General features: G+C 70.3%; 10 protein-coding genes. 6 read left to right on the top strand and 4 right to left on the bottom strand.

Annotation, left to right across the window (positions count from 1 at the left end):
- Positions 1-26: 26 nt before the first annotated feature.
- Positions 27-1,334 (bottom strand): ABC transporter substrate-binding protein, encoded by a 1,308-nt coding sequence (locus tag ACWIDW_RS12130; protein ID WP_454125574.1) that lies wholly within the window; start codon positions 1,332-1,334, stop codon positions 27-29.
- Between the two features lie 233 nt (positions 1,335-1,567).
- Here ACWIDW_RS12130 and ACWIDW_RS12125 point away from each other — a divergent pair, with 233 nt between their 5' ends.
- Both ACWIDW_RS12125 and ACWIDW_RS12120 read left to right on the top strand, forming a co-directional pair.
- Positions 1,568-3,022, top strand: a complete 1,455-nt coding sequence (locus ACWIDW_RS12125; protein WP_454125573.1) for a glycosyltransferase — start codon at positions 1,568-1,570, stop codon at positions 3,020-3,022.
- On the top strand, positions 3,022-3,225 hold the full coding sequence (locus tag ACWIDW_RS12120; RefSeq protein WP_454125572.1) for a hypothetical protein: 204 nt from the start codon (positions 3,022-3,024) through the stop codon (positions 3,223-3,225). The genes ACWIDW_RS12125 and ACWIDW_RS12120 overlap by 1 nt, the downstream gene beginning before the upstream one ends.
- Here the strand turns inward: ACWIDW_RS12120 and ACWIDW_RS12115 are convergent.
- Positions 3,187-3,891, bottom strand: coding sequence for an EAL domain-containing protein (locus tag ACWIDW_RS12115; protein WP_454125571.1), 705 nt, complete (start codon positions 3,889-3,891; stop codon positions 3,187-3,189). The two genes, ACWIDW_RS12120 and ACWIDW_RS12115, sit on opposite strands and share 39 nt — an antisense overlap.
- Before the next feature lie 208 nt (positions 3,892-4,099).
- On the opposite strand from ACWIDW_RS12115, the gene ACWIDW_RS12110 reads away from it, so the two are divergent.
- From ACWIDW_RS12110 to ACWIDW_RS12095, 4 genes are all read left to right on the top strand, one after another.
- On the top strand, positions 4,100-5,056 hold the full coding sequence (locus tag ACWIDW_RS12110) for a diguanylate cyclase (RefSeq protein WP_454125570.1): 957 nt from the start codon (positions 4,100-4,102) through the stop codon (positions 5,054-5,056).
- 103 nt (positions 5,057-5,159) lie between these two features.
- Complete coding sequence (locus ACWIDW_RS12105) at positions 5,160-5,369, top strand: heavy-metal-associated domain-containing protein (protein WP_454125569.1); 210 nt, start codon at positions 5,160-5,162, stop codon at positions 5,367-5,369.
- A 28-nt stretch (positions 5,370-5,397) separates the two neighbouring features.
- A complete protein-coding gene (locus tag ACWIDW_RS12100) occupies positions 5,398-7,746 on the top strand; it encodes a heavy metal translocating P-type ATPase (RefSeq protein WP_454125568.1) in 2,349 nt (782 codons plus the stop codon).
- Between the two features lie 15 nt (positions 7,747-7,761).
- Positions 7,762-9,846, top strand: coding sequence for a heavy metal translocating P-type ATPase (locus ACWIDW_RS12095; protein ID WP_454125567.1), 2,085 nt, complete (start codon positions 7,762-7,764; stop codon positions 9,844-9,846).
- Between the two features lie 33 nt (positions 9,847-9,879).
- Here ACWIDW_RS12095 and ACWIDW_RS12090 read toward each other — a convergent pair whose 3' ends face one another.
- Together ACWIDW_RS12090 and ACWIDW_RS12085 are read right to left on the bottom strand one after the other, a co-directional pair.
- A complete protein-coding gene (locus ACWIDW_RS12090) occupies positions 9,880-10,470 on the bottom strand; it encodes a GNAT family N-acetyltransferase (RefSeq protein ID WP_454125566.1) in 591 nt (196 codons plus the stop codon).
- Between the two features lie 29 nt (positions 10,471-10,499).
- A complete protein-coding gene (locus ACWIDW_RS12085) occupies positions 10,500-12,566 on the bottom strand; it encodes an APC family permease (protein ID WP_454125565.1) in 2,067 nt (688 codons plus the stop codon).
- Between the last annotated feature and the right edge of the window lie 202 nt (positions 12,567-12,768).

The following is a 12,768-nucleotide window of genomic DNA, read 5'->3' as shown; positions in this document are numbered from 1 at the left end:
GCGTCATTCTGTGTCGTGCTCGCCGGTCACTCGGCGACCGGCAGACCGAGGTCCTTCAGCGACGCGACCGCGGTCTTCTGCCCCGTGGCGAAGATGTCGGCGACCGTCGCGGATCCGCTCGCGGCGCCCGCGGCGACCTCGTTCATCTTCGACATCGTCGAGAAGCCGGGAGCGTAGGGGAAGTCGGGGTTCAGGTTCTTCGTCGCGGTCGCGAGCTCGGCGAGAACGTCCTGCCCGCCGAACTGGCGCGCCATCTTCTCGGGGGTCTCGACCGCACCGTCGGCGGCGACGACGAGACCCTGGGATGCCAGGTCGTCGACCTGCGTGTTGAACCAGGCGTTGAACTTCATCGCCTCGGCCGGGTGCTCGCAGCCCTTGAGCACCGAGACGCCCGAGCCGCCGTCGGGGCCGCTGATCTGGCCCGCGCCGAAGTCGGGCAGCTGCGCGACGCGCCACTGGCCCTCGGCAGGGGTCCCGTCGAGGGAGTCGAGCAGGAAGCCCGCCTCCCACGCGGCACCCACGTGGCCGATCAGGCTGCCGTCGTTGAGAGCGGCCGTGAAGCCCTCGCCCCAGCGCTCGGTGGTGAGCGTCTGCTTGCCGTCGATGAGGTTCTGCCAGAACGCGGCGACGCGCTGCGCCCCCTCGCCCTCGGCGTCGACCTTCCACTTGTCGTCGGTGCTGGAGAACCAGGTGTCGCCCGCGGCGGCGGCCTGAGCCGAAAGCCAGTTCGATGCCTCGTCGGGGGTGAACGCGGTGACGAACTTGCCGGCCGCTGCGGCGGTCGCGCTGTCGGCGGTGAGGTCGTCGAGCGTGGCCGGCACATCGAGGCCCAGCTCGCCGAAGGCGGTCTCGTTGTAGAAGTACACCAGCGGGCCGACGTCCTGGGGCAGGCCGACGATGGCGTCGCCGACCTTCATGCCGCTGAAGGCGCCCGCCGAGAAGTCGTCCTCGTACTTCTTCGCCTCGGTCGCGACGTCCTGCAGCAGGCCCTTCACGAACAGCTGCGGCACCTCGGAGTAGCCGGTCTGCGCGAGGCACGGGGCGTTGCCGGCCTTCACGTCGGTCTCGAGCTTGAGGATCATGTCGCTCGCCGCGCCGTCGAACTTGGTCGCCTTGACCTGCACGCCGGGGTTCTCGTCGTTCCAGCGCTGCACGATGTCCTTGACGGCGGTCATGTCCTTGCCGTCGGGCAGTCGGTGCATGTACTCGATCGTGACGGCGTCGTCGCCGCCGGATGCCGGGCCGCCGCTGCTGCAGGCTGCCAGGCCGAAGGCCGATACGGCGCCGACGACGATGACGGCTGCGGTGCGGATGGTGCGGGACGTGGATGCCATGCTGTGCTCCCCGTTGAGGTCAGTTGAGTGGGCGGAGGCCGTCGGGATGAGGCCCCGGGAGCCATTAAAGCGCAGGATGTTTGCGCTCACAACCCGAAGTGCACAGTTGTTTGTTCGACTTGACCGTTGTGGCAGGTAGCGCTACCACTCCGGGCGGATCGAGAACCGCGAACGCGTCGCCGCCCGGGCGCCGATAGAGTGTGGTGCGTCGCTGGGGAGCGGAAAGGACGCAGATGAACCGCTTCTTCCAGCGCGCCGTCGGGCTGGTCGTGATCGTCGTCGTTCTCGCCGCTGCGAGCCTGCTCTGGTGGGGCATCGCCGTCACCGATCCGCCCCAGCTCTGGCATCCGGTGCAGGTGACCCTGTCGGGCGTCTGGCGCCTGTTCTACAGCGCCGAACTCCCCAACGCGGGGGTCATGGCGGTCGCCCTGGGTCTCGCGCTGCTGTTCGTCGCGTTCGTCGTCGTCAGCGAGCGCGTGGTCGCCAAGCGGTACCGCCGTGCCGAGGCCGACGTGTCGGCGCTGCCCCTCGCGCCCCGCGTCGTCATGGCGCGCACCCGCGGGGTCTTCGCGGGCGAGGTGACCGTGACCGTGCTGATCCCCGCCCACAACGAAGAGCGCTCGCTGCCGCACACGCTCAGCTCGCTGCAGCAGCAGACGCGCCCGCCGCAGCGCGTCATCGTCGTCGCCGACAACTGCACCGACAGCACGGTCGAGGTCGCCCGTCAGCACGGCGCGGACGTGTTCGAGACAGTCGGCAACACGCACAAGAAGGGCGGCGCACTCAACCAGGCGCTCGCCGATCTGCTGCCCACCCTGGGCGACAACGACACGGTCATGGTGATGGACGCCGACAGCCAGATCGGTGACGGGTTCCTCGCCGAGGCCGCCCGCCGCTTCACCGACGATCGCGCCCTGATGGCCGTGGGCGGGCTGTTCGAGGGCGAGGAGGGACACGGCCTGCTCGGGCAGTTCCAGCGCAACGAGTACATCCGCTATCAGCGGGAGATCCGCCGGCGCCGCGGCCGGGTGTTCGTGCTCACCGGCACCGCCTCGGTGTTCCGCTCGGCGGCGCTGCGCGAGGTCGCCGCCGCGCGCGGGCGCCAGCTTCCCGGCATCCCGGGCGAGGTGTACGACACCCTCGCCCTCACCGAGGACAACGAGCTGACGATCGCGATCAAGTCCCTCGGCGGCCTCACCATCTCGCCGACGGAATGCAGTGTCGTCACCGAGCTCATGCCGACATGGCGGATGCTCTGGGCCCAGCGCCTGCGGTGGCAGCGCGGTGCGCTCGAGAATCTCGGCGCCTACGGCATCACGCCGCAGACGCTGCGCTACTGGGCCCAGCAGATCGGCATCGGCTACGGTGTCCTGGCGCTGTTCGCCTACTTCGTGCTGCTGCTGATCATGCTGCTGGCGATGGACACCTGGGTGTGGTTCCCGTTCTGGATCGCGATCGGGCTGCTGTTCTCGGCCGAGAGGGTCATCACCGCCTGGAAGGGCGGGTGGCGCGCACGCGTGGTCGCCGCGCTGGTCTTCCCGGAGCTGGTCTACGACAGCTTCCTGAACCTCGCCTTCCTCCGGGGCGTCTTCGAGATCGCCTTCGGGCGCAGCGCCACGTGGAAGCACGTCGACCACAGTCGCACGCCCGCGCCGAACGCCGCTGCGGCGAAGAGAGGAGACCAGTGATGATCCGCACCGGCATCCTGCTGCCCGAATCGATCCTGTACGGCGACTGGTTCGGCGTGCTGGCGACCTTCGTCGCGATCAACACCCTCATCTACGTCGTGCTGGGCATGATCAAGGTCGTGCCGCAGTGGCAGCGACCCGGGCACTCCGGCGCGAGCCGCAGGTCAGAGACGCGAAGCATCCACCCCGACGCGCCGCTCTAGGTCGTCGAGCATCTCGGCGATCCCGTCCACGGGGGTGGGCCGGCCCAGGTGGTATCCCTGGGCCAGGTCGACGTCGAGCTCGCGCACGGCACCGAGCTGCGGGCCGTCCTCGACGCCCTCGACGAGCGCGCGTGCGCACACCTCGTCCGCCGCATCGAGGATGCTGCGCACGCGCTGCCGGCCCTCGTCGTCCGCCAGTGAGCGCCAGAACACCGCGCGGTCGATCTTCACGATGTCGGGACGCAGCTGACGGATGCGGTCTTCGTCGGCGAAGCCGACTCCCGCGTCGTCGATCAGCAGGAAGCCGCCGAGCTCGTCGACCTGCTGGCGTATCGCCAGGCACTCCTCGGGATCCGCCCCCTCGAACAGCTCGAGCCCCCACGAGCGGTCGCAGCGGCGCAGCGTCTCGGCCAGCCGGGGAAAGGCCATGGTGCGTCCGGAGACGTTCAGGGTGATGAATCCCTCGGCAGGCAGAACGGTCGCCGCGTCCACGGCGCTCTCGATGAGCTGCAGCTCCAGCTGTGCGCGACGGCCGCGCTCGTCAGCCTCGCGCAGATGCTCGAGCGGCGAGACGCCGTCGTCGAAGCGGGCGAGCGCCTCGAAGCCGATGGCGCGCATCGCGCCCACATCGACGATGGGTTGGAAGAACGCGCGCGCGCTCGGCATTTCAGACATACGACTCCGGTCCCTGAGGGATCTTCAGTGTATTCCTCGCTGCGGCTGCAGCTATCGCGTGATATATCGCGCGATAGCCTGACACGGGGGAGGGGCGATGGTCGCCCGCGGCGGAAGGGGATGGATCGTGGTGCAGCAGGGGACACGCTCGGCCGATGCGGCACGAATCAGCCGAGGGGGCGCATCTCGGCTGCGACGGATGCGCGCTCGCACGTCGACCTTCTCGATCGTGACGTCGATCATGTGCGCGTTCTTCTCGCTCCTGCTGCTGATCGAGCTGTTCGAGCGCGACCTCTCCCTGTTCGAGATCGTGCTGTCGGCGGTGCTCATGGTCGTCGGCTTCGGGGTCGGCGCCGCCGTGCTGCTGTTCGGGCGGCGTCTCGCGCGCAGCACCGGGCTGATTCTGGTGCTGCTGCACGCCGCGGTGTCGGTCTACTACGTCGGCTTCTCGGATGAACGGCAGAACGCGGTCGCCAGCATCCAGGAGCTGCCCGTCATGGCGATCTACCTCGCGTGGTTCAACCGGGCGCGGATCGGCCGATGGGTCGAAGCCGCCGTCCTGGTCTCGGTCAGTGTGGCGATGGTGCTCGGGCCGTTCGGCGGCGTGGCTGTTCCCGGGGCGGCCGCTCCCGGGCTGTTCGGTGTGGCGAACGTCTTCGGTCTCGTCGTGATGAGCTGGATCTGCCTCGAGATCGGCTTCTTCGCACGCGACCGGATGCGTGTCGAGGCGCAGACCGACCCGCTCACCGGAGCGCTGAACCGCCGCGGTCTGGTGTCGGAGATGAGCGTGGTGCGGCGCCACGCCGCGCGCAGCGGGCAGGCGCTGTCGATCGCCGCGATCGACCTCGACGACTTCAAGGAGGTGAACGACGAGAAGGGCCACGACGCGGGCGATGCGCTGCTGAAGTCGCTCGTGGCGCAGTGGACCTCGCTCTCGCGCGTGCGGGACCGGATCGCTCGTCTCGGCGGCGACGAGTTCGTGATGGTGCTGCCCGACACCTCGTACGCGGGAGCCGTGTCGATGCTCGAGCGGATGCATCAGCTGACCCCGCACCCCTGGTCGTGGGGAGTCGTGCAGGTGAAGGCGGACGAGTCGCTGGAGGATGCGCTGCGGCGGGCGGATGTCGAGATGTACCGCCACAAGCGCAGCCACTGAGGTTCACGCGCCCATGTTTGCCGCATTACGGAATACCCTAGGGGGGTATTCCGTAGTACCTTGGTGAGAGTACCCCTCCGGGGTACCGGACGAAGGAGGAACCATGAGCACCACCGAATTCCAGGTGACCGGGATGACCTGCGGGCACTGCGAGATGTCCGTGCGCGAAGAGGTCGAGAAGGTCGCCGGCGTCGAGAGCATCGATGTCAGCGCGCAGACCGGCCGCCTCGTCGTGACCTCGGCAGCCCCCGTCGACGCCGACGCGGTCATCGCGGCCGTCGACGAAGCGGGCTACCGCGCGGTCACGGCCTGAGCCCCGCTCGATCCCAGGGGAGCAGATCGTGAGCACCGAGGCGGCGCCGTCGGGCGTCGAGCAGACCCGCGTCGATCTCGAGATCGGCGGGATGACCTGCGCATCCTGCGCGATGCGCATCGAGAAGAAGCTCAACAGGCTCGACGGGGTCAGCGCGAGCGTCAACTACGCCACCGAGAAGGCGCAGATCGTCGTCGACGGCCCGGTCGACACGGCGGCGCTCATCGCCGAGGTCGAGAATGCCGGCTACTCGGCGGCGGTGCCCGCGCCGCGCGCACTCACCGAGGCGGCCGGGGCGGAGCATCCGGATGCCGAGCCGGCCGACGACCACGAGCTGCGCTCGCTGCGTCAGCGGCTGATCGGCTCGATCGTGCTGTCGGTCCCGGTCATCCTGCTCGCGATGATCCCCGCCCTGCAGTTCACCTACTGGCAGTGGGCGTCGCTCGCGCTGGCGGCGCCCGTGGTCGTGTGGGCCGCCTGGCCGTTCCACCGCGCGGCGTGGGTCAATCTGCGCCACGGCGCCGCCACCATGGACACGCTGATCAGCCTCGGCACGTCGGCCGCGTTCCTGTGGTCGCTGTACGCGCTGTTCCTCGGCACGGCGGGCCACCCGGGCATGACCCACGGCTTCTCGTTCGCCATCACCCGCAGCGACGGGACCGGCAACATCTACCTCGAGGTCGCCGCGGGCGTGACGATGTTCGTGCTGGCCGGCCGCTACTTCGAGAAGCGCGCCAAGCGCCGGGCGGGAGCCGCGCTGCGCGCGCTGATGGAGCTGGGTGCGAAGGACGTCGCGGCGCTCAGGGACGGCGTCGAGGTGCGCATCCCGATCGGCGACCTGCGCGTCGGCGACGAGTTCGTCGTGCGACCGGGCGAGAAGATCGCCGCCGACGGCGTGGTCGTCTCGGGCACGTCGGCCGTGGACCAGTCGATGATCACCGGCGAAGCCGTGCCCGTCGAGGTGGCGACGGGAGATGCCGTGACCGGCGCGACGGTGAACGCCGGCGGACGGCTCGTGGTGCGCGCGACACGCGTGGGTGCTGACACGCAGCTCGCCCAGATGGCGCGCATGGTCGAGGAGGCGCAGGGCGGAAAGGCCGAGGTGCAGCGCCTCGCCGACCGCATCTCCGCGGTGTTCGTGCCCATCGTCATCGTCATCGCGCTCGTCACGCTCGTCACCTGGCTGGCGCTCGGCTTCCCGGCATCCGCCGCCTTCACCGCCGCCGTCGCGGTGCTCATCATCGCCTGCCCGTGCGCGCTGGGTCTCGCGACGCCCACGGCCCTGCTCGTGGGGACGGGGCGCGGCGCGCAGATGGGCATCCTGATCAAGGGACCCGAGGTGCTCGAGTCGACCCGCCGGGTCGACACGGTCGTGCTCGACAAGACCGGGACGGTCACCGAGGGGCGCATGTCGGTCGTCGCCGTCGTGCCCGGGCAGGGGGTGGATGCCGATCGGCTGCTGCTGCTCGCGGGAGCCGTCGAGCACGCCAGCGAGCATCCGATCGCCCGCGCCATCGCCGCAGCCGCGTCGGAGATCTCAGATGATCCGGATGCCGCGCGGCGAGCCGCCACGCGACCCGCCGCCGCCGGTCCGGATGCTCTGACGACTCCGACCTCGCAGCGGATGCTGCCGGAGGTCGAATCGTTCCAGAGTCATGACGGGCGGGGCGTCACGGGCGTCGTCCAGGGCCACGCGATGGTGGTCGGGCGCCTCTCGCTGCTCGAGGACTGGTCGATCCACCCCTCCGCCGATCTGCTCGCGGCGAAGGCGCATGCCGAGGCCGCCGGCCAGACGGCGATCCTCGTCGGCCGCGACGGCGCGGCGGCGGGCATGATCGTCGTGGCCGACGAGGTCAAGCACACGAGCGCCGAGGCCGTCGCCTCCCTCGTGGCGCTCGGGCTGCGGCCCGTGCTGCTGACCGGAGACAACGAGGCCGCGGCACGGCACATCGCCGCTCACGTCGGCATCGACGAGGTCATCGCCGAGGTGCTGCCGGCCGACAAGGTCGCGGTCGTCTCGCGCCTGCAGAGCGAGGGGCGGGTCGTCGCGATGGTCGGCGACGGGGTGAACGACGCCCCGGCGCTGGCTCAGGCCGATCTCGGCATGGCCATGGGCACCGGCACCGACGTCGCGATCGAGGCATCCGACATCACTCTCGTGCGCGGCGACCTGCGCGCCGCGGCCGACGCGATCCGCCTCTCCCGACGCACGCTCGGCACCATCAAGGGCAACCTGTTCTGGGCGTTCGCGTACAACGTCGCCGCGATCCCGCTCGCCGCGCTCGGACTGCTGAACCCCATGCTCGCCGGGGCCGCGATGGCGTTCTCGAGCGTGTTCGTCGTGGGCAACAGCCTGCGGCTGCGGGCGTTCCGCTGATCAGAAGGATCCGTCATGAATGCGCACGAGACACACCCCCGGAACCACGACCATGGCGACCACACCGCCGGTTCCGGCGGCCATGTCGCCCACGCCGGCCACGGTGACCACCACGGCGGGCACGGCGACCACGTCGGGCAGTTCCGCCGGCTGTTCTGGATCAACCTGCTGATCGCCGTCCCCGTGGTCGCGACGAGCGGCATGTTCGCGATGATCATCGGCTACGAGGTGCCGGGGTGGGCGCGCTGGATCGCCCCGCTGCTGGGCACGGTGATGTACGTCTGGGGCGGCCGCCCGTTCCTCACCGGAGCCGTCGGCGAGCTCAGGAGCCGCACGCCCGGGATGATGCTGCTCATCGGCCTGGCCATCACCGTCGCGTTCCTCGCGTCGTGGGGTGCGAGTCTCGGCATCCTGCACCACGAACTCGAGTTCTGGTGGGAGCTGGCGCTGCTGATCGTGATCATGCTGCTGGGTCACTGGCTCGAGATGCGCTCGCTCGCGCAGACCACCTCAGCGCTCGACTCGCTCGCAGCTCTTCTGCCGGATGAGGCCGAGCGCGTCGACGGCGACGAGGTCACCGCCGTCGATCCGGCCGACCTGCGCATCGGCGACGTCGTGATCGTGCGCCCCGGCGGCAGCGTGCCGGCCGACGGCGTGATCGTCGACGGCCGCGCCAGCATGGACGAGTCGATGCTCACCGGCGAGTCCCGCACGGTCGGTCGCGGGGTGGGCGACCGCGTCACCGCAGGCACGGTCGCCACCGACTCGGGACTGCGCATCGAGGTCGACGCCATCGGCGACGACACCGCCCTCGCCGGCATCCGCAAGCTCGTCTCCGACGCACAGGCGTCGAGCTCGCGCGCGCAGCGCCTCGCCGACCGGGCCGCCGCCTGGCTGTTCTGGTTCGCGCTGGGTGCCGCCGCGATCACCGCCGTGGTCTGGACCCTGTTCGGGATGCCCGACGAGGCGGTCGTGCGCACCATCACCGTGCTCGTGATCGCCTGCCCGCACGCCCTGGGGCTCGCCATCCCGCTGGTCGTCTCGATCGCGACCGAGCGGGCAGCCCGCGCCGGCGTGCTCGTGAAGGACCGGCTGGCGCTCGAGAGCATGCGCACCGTCGACACGGTGCTGTTCGACAAGACCGGAACCCTCACCAAGGGCGAGCCGACCGTCACTGCCGTCGCCCCGGTCGACGGCTGGGACGATGATGCCGTGCTGGCGCTCGCCGCGGCCGCTGAGGCCGACAGCGAGCATCCGCTGGCGAAGGCGATCGTCCGGGCGGCATCCGCCCTTCGACGAGCTCAGGGACCCACCGGTGCGTTGACGGCGACCGGCTTCAGCTCGTCGCCCGCCGTCGGCGTCACCGCGACGGTCGACGGCGCCGAGATCCGCGTCGGCGGACCGCACCTGCTCACCGAGGCCGGTGTCGACGAGGTGCCGGATGCCGAGCGCTGGCGCTCCGAAGGGGCGATCATCCTGCACGTGCTGCGCGACGGACGGGTCATCGGCGGGTTGAAGCTGGCCGATGAGATCCGTGCCGAGTCGCGGCAGGCCGTCGACGCGCTGCACTCCCGCGGCATCGAGGTGGTGATGATCACCGGCGACGCCGAGGCCGTCGCGCACGCGGTGGCCGACGAGCTGGGGATCGACCGGGTCTTCGCCGGGGTGCGCCCGGAGGACAAGTCGGCCAAGGTCGCCGCGCTGCAGAGCGAGGGCAGGAGGGTCGCGATGGTCGGCGACGGCGTGAACGACGCTCCGGCGCTCGCGCAGGCGGATGTCGGCATCGCGATCGGCGCCGGCACGGACGTGGCGATCGGGTCGGCCGGGGTGATCCTGGCATCCGACGACCCGCGAGCGGTGGTCTCGGTGATCGAGCTGTCGCGGGCCGGCTACCGCAAGATGACGCAGAACCTGTGGTGGGCCGCCGGGTACAACCTGATCTCGGTGCCGCTGGCCGCCGGCGTGCTCGCGCCGATCGGATTCGTGCTGCCGATGTCGGCGGGCGCCGTGCTGATGAGCCTGTCGACCATCGTCGTGGCGCTCAACGCGCAGGCGCTGCGCCGGCTCGACCTGCGCCCCGAGGCCGTCCTCGACCGCTGACGGGCTGACGGGCTGACGGGCGCGGTCGGGGCGTCAGCGCTCGACGGGCCACTCCTCGGCGAGTAGCGCGTAATTCAGCCCGTCCATCCACTCGCCCGAGCGGTGCAGTCCGGTCTTGCGGCTGCTCTCCTCGCGGCGCATCCCGAGACGCTCCATCAGTCGCCACGACGGCTCGTTGGCGGCGAAGCATCCCGCGTGCACGCGCCGCAAGCCCAGTGTGGTGAAGCACAGATCGATCACCGCGCGCACCGCCTCGGCGGCGTAGCCCTGCCCGGTGTGCTCGGGGGCGAGCGCCCAGCCCAGCTCGGCCTGGGTCCCCGCCGCCTGCGCGGCGACCTCGGCCTGCGCCCAGGCGTCTTCGATGCGGATCATCAGATCGCCGATGATGGGCTGCGCGCCGGTCTCGGTATCCGGTCGGACGATCACGAAGGTCATCGCCCGCCGGCTCGGCTCGGAGTAGGTCTCGTGGAAGGCCTCGCGGGTCGCCGGGGCCCGCCCCAGCCACCGGTTCACCTCCGGAAGACGCCGGATCTCCCACATCGCGTCGAGATCGTCGAGTGCGAGCGGACGGATCTCGAGCCGCTCGGTGCGCACCGGCCAGGCGACGTCGTTCAGAGAGAGCATGTCGACAGCGTAATCCTGGGTTCGTCCACTCATCCGGCGTCGGGGGGTCCGGCCGGCCGCTGCGCGCGACGACCGTGCGGTGCGTCGCCGTAGAGCGCCACGGGGCGTCCGGCGCGCTCCTGCCCGGGCACCGGGCGCGACCGGCGCCCGTAGATCAGCTCCGACGAGTCGAGCAGCCATGGCACGAGCGTGATCGTCACGCCGTGCACGAGCATCAGCTGCGAGGCGATGCGGCGCGCCCGCCGGTTGTGCAGCAGGCTCTCCCACCAGTGCCCGACGATGTACTGCGGCAGGTAGACCGTGACGACCGACGGGCCGTGCTTCTCGCGGTACTGCCGGATGAACTGCTCGACGGGCTGCGCGAAGGTGCGGTACGGCGATTCGAGGATCACCAGCGGAACCGGGATGCGGTGCTGCTCCCACTCGCGCTGCAGCACCTTGCCGTCCTCCGGCGTCAGGGCGATGTGCACGGCGATGGTCTTGTCGTGCTGTGCGGCGATCGCGTAGTCGAGGGCCTTGATCACCGGCTTCTGCAGGCGGCTGACGAGCACGATGGCGACGTCGCCCTGCGAGCCGAAGTGCGTCGTGTCGTCGACGGTGATCTCGTGCTCGACGTCACGGTAGTACCGCTTCACGCCCAGCATCAGCAGGGCCAGCAGCGGGATCGCGAAGAACACCATCCACGCGCCGTGCGTGAACTTCGTGATCGTCACGATCACGAGCACCGTGACGGTCATGGTCGCACCGAGCGAGTTGATCACCAGCCCCACCCGGGCCGAGCGCCGCTCGGCGGCGACCTCCGACAGTCGTCGATGGGCCGTCTCGCGCAGCATCCGGCGCCAGTGCCGCACCATGCCGATCTGCCCCAGCGAGAACGACACGAAGACGCCGATGATGTACAGCTGGATCAGCGCGGTGAGGTTCGCCTGGAACGCCACGAGCACCGCGACGGCGCCGATGCCGAGCAGGATCATCCCGTTCGAGAAGACCAGCCGGTCGCCGCGGGTGTTCAGTGCCTTCGGCGCGTAGCCGTCGCGGGCGAGCACCGCACCCAGCAGGGGGAAGCCGTTGAAGGCCGTGTTGGCGGCCAGCAGCAGCACGCAGGCCGTCGCCGCCTGGATGACGAAGAACAGGATGCTGCCGCCGCCGAATGTCGCCGTGGCGATCTGCGCCATCAGGCTCGGCTGCGGGCCCGAGCAGTCGAAGCCCTGCAGATCGCACGGGTTCTCGGCGTAGCGCACACCCGCGATCAGCGCCACCGCGGTGAGCCCGGTGAAGAGCAGCGCCGCGATGGAGCCCATCAACGTGAGGGTGACCTGGGCGTTGCGGATCTTCGGACTGCGGAACGCCTGCACACCGTTCGACACGGCCTCCACGCCGGTCAGGGCCGAGCATCCGCTCGAGAACGCGCGCAGCACGAGCAGCACGATCGCCGCCTGCGAGATGCTCTCGGCCTCGACGGTGTAGCCGGCGCTCGTCGCGACGGGCGCATCGCCGAGCAGGGTGCGGATCAGCCCCGTGACGATCATCAGCACGACCGAGCCGATGAAGACGTAGGTCGGGATCGCGAACACGGTCGACGCCTCGCGCACCCCGCGCAGGTTGACGATCACGATGAGGATGACGAAGCCGACGGCCAGCTCGACCCGCAGCGGGTTGAGCTGCGGCACGGCGGAGATGATGTTGTCGACGCCCGACGCGATCGACACGGCGACGGTGAGCACGTAGTCGACGAGCAGGGCGGCGGCCACCACGACGCCCGGGACCTCGCCGAGGTTCGTCGACGCGACCTCGTAGTCGCCGCCACCAGACGGGTACGCCTTGATCAGCTGACGGTAGCTGAGCACCACGACGATCAGCAGCAGCACGACGGCTGCCGCCACCCACGGGCTGAGGGTCAGGAACGACACCCCGCCGATGAGCATGATCATCAGCATCTCCTGCGGCCCGTAGGCCACCGAGCTCAGCGCGTCGGAGGCGAAGATCGGCAGCGCCATGCGCTTGGGGAGCAGCTGATCGTCGACCTGCTGCGTGGTGAGGGGTTCGCCGAGGAGGATGCGCTTCGCGACCTGCGGGGCGTCCGCGTTCTCACGCATTTCGTTTGCCACGACCGGCGACATTACGCCTGCGGCGATTCCGCCGCAACAGACGCGCCGCCCGGCTCGTCGCCGTCGCCGTCGCCGTCACGGTCGCCGCCACGACGTGACCGTCCGACGCGGGCCGTCGGGATACAAGATGGGGGCCGACACTCCAGATGTCGGCCGGATCACGGCATCCGGTCCGACATCTGGAGTGTCG

The organism is Microbacterium sp. NPDC055312 (assembly GCF_053645675.1).
Note: the sequence above shows the minus strand (reverse complement) of the source record. Positions and strands in the feature narration are given on the sequence as shown.